This window comes from Candidatus Merdisoma sp. JLR.KK006 (assembly GCF_036941035.1).
Taxonomy (GTDB): domain Bacteria; phylum Bacillota; class Clostridia; order Lachnospirales; family Lachnospiraceae; genus Laedolimicola.
Genome location: NZ_JAYMNS010000064.1, coordinates 1 through 4,196 on the forward strand (window position 1 = coordinate 1; position 4,196 = coordinate 4,196).

The following is a 4,196-nucleotide window of genomic DNA, read 5'->3' on the forward strand; positions in this document are numbered from 1 at the left end:
TTCTTATGTATTTTTAATAATCATAGATAATAAATCTACAATTTATTAAATCAACTTCTATGCCAATGCTCAATTAGCATTGAACTCAAAATTTATCAGACCAGCGACACATTCTAAATCAAACATGCTGCCTGTGTTATTGGTAATCTTTTTCTTACTCATTACGCCGTACGTTGTATTTCCAACCTTGACTTTACCTAAAGTTGTATCAATTAAATAGTCATGATCGCTCACATTTCCGGTCAACTTGACATTTACAGTTCCAGCATTACATAGAACATCTACATCGCCTGTGATCTTACCATCTGCATTAATAGTTCCCATTCCCATGACAACGCTAACATCATCTGCTTCAAAATCTGTTATATTAATCGTTCCAACCGCTGCATCTATCTGCAATCTCTCGCAGACCACATTTGATGCATAGACATCTGCATTTCCATTCACCAGAATAAAATTTTCAAATTTCATGTCCGAAGGGATATAAAGATATACTTTATTGTCTCCCTTATTTGCAGAATGTCCGCTCTTCTGAGAACCTTCAACGTAAATCACGTTGTCTTTTACATAGCACTCATATTCATAACCGTTGCTATTCTGACCTTTCTCCACTTTAAAACCGATATGCTCTTTCTCCCAAACCTCTACATAGAGATCTCCGCCGCCAAAAACGATATCTGCGGACTGCACCGTATCTTTAATCTCTGTTGTCCCTCCATTTGACGCGTTTGCCGTCATAACCTCAGCCTCCGGTAACATCGTTAATCCTATGATAGCCATTACCATCATTAAAACTCCTAATAATTTCTTCATTATTTTCTCCTTTCAATTTGAATTGTTGTTTTTCATGTTCAAATAATAACATTTGAATCCTTAACTGTCTTTAAATGAACCTTAACAATTCTTAATCTTTATTTTGATAATATCTATAGAATAAAATTCTACATTGAAGGATTTATTTCCCTCCAAAAACGAAAATGTCGCTTGGACAGTGCATACATTCTTGTACACACTGTCCAAGCGACATTTTCGTTTTCATTATTGCTTCTCTCCATTCTTATCCTTTGTGTATTACCTTATTCAGATAAGCATGCATTAGTCACTGCTCTTTATGTGCCATCAGTTCTCCCGTAACTTAATAGCCAAAGCCGCCTTCCTCCGGTTCTGGTCTTTAATCGCCGCATAGTGCTTCTTTGTTGTTCCAACATCTGAATGCCCCAAGACATCCGCCACCAAATAAATGTCCCCTATTTCCTGATACAAGTTTGTACCAAAAGTAGAACGGAGCTTATGGGGAGTAATTTTCTTATGCGGTACAAATTCTTTCGCATACTTTTCAACAAGATTTTCTACCGCATGAACACTGATCCGTTTCTTTTGCAAAGAGAAAAATAAAGCATTTTCTTCCCCGGCAACAGCTTTCATAGCAACCATAGCTCGTGGACCTTCAATATAATCCAAAAGGGCTTTTTCTACCTCTGCTCCAAAATACAATATGGACTCATTTCCGCCCTTACGGATGATGCGAATACTATTTTCGCGGAAATTAATGTCGGTAATATCAAGACCTACGCATTCCGACACCCGAATCCCAGTACCGAGGAACAATGTAATAATTGCAATATCCCTGATTTTTGTTTTCAGGAAAAAATCTTTTTTCTTTCCGGTAAGCCGGTTTTCATAGTTTTCAATATTATCAAGCATAATGGCAACTTCATCCGGTTCGAGTCGGATAATTGCTTTTTCGTGCAGTTTCGGCATATCAACCTGCATGGCAACATTCTTTGCCAGCATTTCTTTTTTATAGAAATAATCCAAAAAACTCCGCAGGGAAGACATCTTTCTTGCAATACTGGATGCCCCGTTTTTCTGCTCCCCGTTTTCTGCTTCATAATATTTTAAATATTCCTGATATTCTTCAATATCGCTGCTTGCCAGCAGGTCAATGTCCCCCAATGTTATCCCATTTATACCCTTACTGGATAATTCAGGATTCTTCTCAATCAGGAAGCGGAAAAAGACCAGCAAATCATAAGCATAGGAGACCCGTGTTTTCGCACTGGTTTTCTGTTCAGCGGCACGGAAATAGTCCCTTGCATATGGTGGCAGTTCTGTTAAGAGCTGTCTAAGCTGCAAAGTATAGCTTGTTTCCCTCTGTTCATGGTATGTAGGATTTCTACTTGGCATAATTTTCCCTCCAAATGAATACTAACAAAGATATTATATCAGATAATGGTGTATACAGCAAAAAACTAACTTAAAAATATGAAAATCTTCCCCATTCAAAATACCTCTACTGTGAAAATATAATGAAAAGCTGCTACACAAAAATGTGCAACAGCCCATAAAGCTTAGATTAATATAAATCATTTAACAAATCCCATTAGGATAAAGTCCCAAAAATGTCTTATCCTTTATATGACATGGTTAGTCGCGTAACTGCTATTAAATGCATACTGCCACGAAAAGCTTCTTTGCCAGCATACCTTTGTAAAGCTATTATGTATGATTACAACTGCTTTTCCTTCCACAAATAACTTTTTAAAAGTATGACTGTATAGGATTCCCTGCTTTATCTCTTGCATTAATAATAATGTCTTCCAGCATATTAAACTGACAAAGCCCATCCCTTATTCTATTATCTGCTCGTAATTCATCTATTGCTTCTGTCAAAGTTCTTCCCTGCAAATTTCTCATGATTATTGTATTTACGCCTTTTATTTGACTTTCGAAAGGCTCTCTATCTCTAAAGTTGTATACTCTTTCCTGTATTTCAAAAATTGGTGTACCACCATTTGCATCAATGATGATAATTACCCACATACAAGCATGATATAACTGCCGGGCTATTGGATTCCATTCAGGATTCCTTCCTCCTCTACCTCCATCCCCTCTTTGCGGATCGCCATTATCATGACCGTCTGCTTCTTCCCCTCCTTGCGGACCACCATCGGCGCAACCGCCCTCTCCATGTAAAGGGTTGAATACGGGCAACCCCTTATGATTCAACAGCTTAAGAAAATCCCTGGCAGCCCCCATACCGCACAGAATAATCTCCCGATTTCCGCTTTCTTTGGGTGTTGCCTCAAAAATATAATATTCCCTTTCAATTTTTCCTCCGGCATCGCTAATTTTTTCTTGTCCCGCCAATAACTTAATGTGCGCTTTTGGCACTACATTATACTCCTCAACAATTTGCTTTCTTCTGTCTTCACTTCTACAATCCATAAAATATATCCTCCTAGTTAACTTTATTTTGTAAATTTTCCGCCCGGCGGAAATTCTAAAGCCCTTCTACTCACTTAGCCGCCTTGCGATGCAGGTGGTCTGCAAACAGATCACTTCCCACTCCTGCTGTTCTCCATTAACGACAACAGAATAGTGCAAATCCCTCGAATTATCTTCCTGTTCTATTCTTTCAACATTACTATAAAGAGCCTCCTGCACTCCCTCATGAAAAAAAAGATTCCTGCGAATAGCACCCTGCGGAGTTCCCAATATGAGCATCATTAATATGCCAAAAATAATTGCAACAGCATAAAACAGATTAATATATTGTTTTCTGTACAAATACCGCTTGCATTCTTTGCATTCAGCACATGGTTTATATCCAAAGTAATCATCATAAAAGGGAACTCCTGTACTTAAGTAAAATCCCTTGCAGAACATTAGTTTTTTATACGCCATCTCCCTGACATTTTTTTCAAGCTCACACATATTTTCCATTTTCCTCTTCTCCATTACAATATTGCTCCCTATTATCAAATTATCAATATATAATCATTTTATAACATATTTCACCCTTTTTATTAGGATTTCGCGCTGATTTTCTTTACATTACAAAAGCCCCCTTTTGCATCATTTCAAATTGATTCAAAAGAGAGCTATCCAGTAATATTTCTATAGGACCATCTGATTTACTTTTTGATCCTCTTCAGTCCTGTCGGCTGCTTGGGCTGGTGGTAAATATACATACATCTGCTTTCTGCGGCTGCCTGTGCTGATTTTCCTGCTACATTTTTCATCAGTTTTGCCAATATGTTTCTGCCTGTCGATTTCATATGCGAAACACCTCCTTATCAATATATCGAAATATAGTAAAATTACTTTTACTACATTTCAGTATATATCTTTTGGCATTTTCTTTTTGTTGCTCGTAATAAATACGGGTATCCACGTCATTTTTGCCCCTCGCC

5 protein-coding genes are annotated in these 4,196 nt (G+C 37.6%); all 5 read right to left on the reverse strand.

Going from position 1 to position 4,196, the window contains the following annotated elements:
• Nucleotides 1-69: 69 nt before the first annotated feature.
• Nucleotides 70-813, reverse strand: a complete 744-nt coding sequence (locus VSQ61_RS22465; RefSeq protein WP_334346547.1) for a DUF4097 family beta strand repeat-containing protein — start codon at nt 811-813, stop codon at nt 70-72.
• 306 nt (nt 814-1,119) lie between these two features.
• Nucleotides 1,120-2,187 carry a tyrosine-type recombinase/integrase gene (locus tag VSQ61_RS22470; RefSeq protein ID WP_334346548.1) on the reverse strand — a complete coding sequence of 356 codons (1,068 nt, stop codon included), beginning with the start codon at nt 2,185-2,187 and terminating at the stop codon, nt 1,120-1,122.
• 354 nt (nt 2,188-2,541) lie between these two features.
• Nucleotides 2,542-3,228, reverse strand: coding sequence for a UCP028583 family protein (locus VSQ61_RS22475; RefSeq protein WP_334346549.1), 687 nt, complete (start codon nt 3,226-3,228; stop codon nt 2,542-2,544).
• A gap of 66 nt (nt 3,229-3,294) precedes the next feature.
• On the reverse strand, nt 3,295-3,741 hold the full coding sequence (locus tag VSQ61_RS22480; protein WP_334346550.1) for a hypothetical protein: 447 nt from the start codon (nt 3,739-3,741) through the stop codon (nt 3,295-3,297).
• Between the two features lie 176 nt (nt 3,742-3,917).
• A complete protein-coding gene (locus tag VSQ61_RS22485) occupies nt 3,918-4,061 on the reverse strand; it encodes a cyclic lactone autoinducer peptide (protein WP_289822329.1) in 144 nt (47 codons plus the stop codon).
• Between the last annotated feature and the right edge of the window lie 135 nt (nt 4,062-4,196).